Annotated in this window: 1 protein-coding gene; it reads right to left on the reverse strand. The window is 43.8% G+C overall.

The features are described from left to right. Window positions 1-25 precede the first annotated feature (25 nt). Window positions 26-247 carry a DUF1659 domain-containing protein gene (locus tag I6E26_RS11145; RefSeq protein WP_235321928.1) on the reverse strand — a complete coding sequence of 74 codons (222 nt, stop codon included), beginning with the start codon at window positions 245-247 and terminating at the stop codon, window positions 26-28. Between the last annotated feature and the right edge of the window lie 57 nt (window positions 248-304).

Genomic DNA, 304 nt, shown 5'->3' on the forward strand with positions numbered 1-304 from the left:
TATTGTTCCTCCTTTCCTGTCCCTATCAGGCAGCTTCCAAGGCTACCGTATCAACGCGATAAACAATATCAGGGATTTTGTTGTACAGGGGGGCAATCTCCCCGGCTACAGCCTGAAAATCTTCATCGCTGGCCAAGCCATTCATATTAGAGATAGTCTTAGTCTCAATAACTGGCTGGCCGTTCTTTTCCTCCTCTGTTTCAAAACCAAATTTCAGGGCAGAGGATACAACAGTGCGATTTACCATAAACATTCTCCTTTCAAAAAACAATTAATCTTAGGCAACCTGTTCATCGTTCAGCTC

This window comes from Anaerovibrio lipolyticus (genome assembly GCF_021531495.1).
Taxonomy (GTDB): domain Bacteria; phylum Bacillota; class Negativicutes; order Selenomonadales; family Selenomonadaceae; genus Anaerovibrio.

What these genes read in the sequence shown, in the direction of transcription:
- I6E26_RS11145 (WP_235321928.1), bottom strand. Translation starts at nt 247, where the DNA reads ATGGTAAATCGCACTGTTGTATCCTCTGCCCTGAAATTTGGTTTTGAA.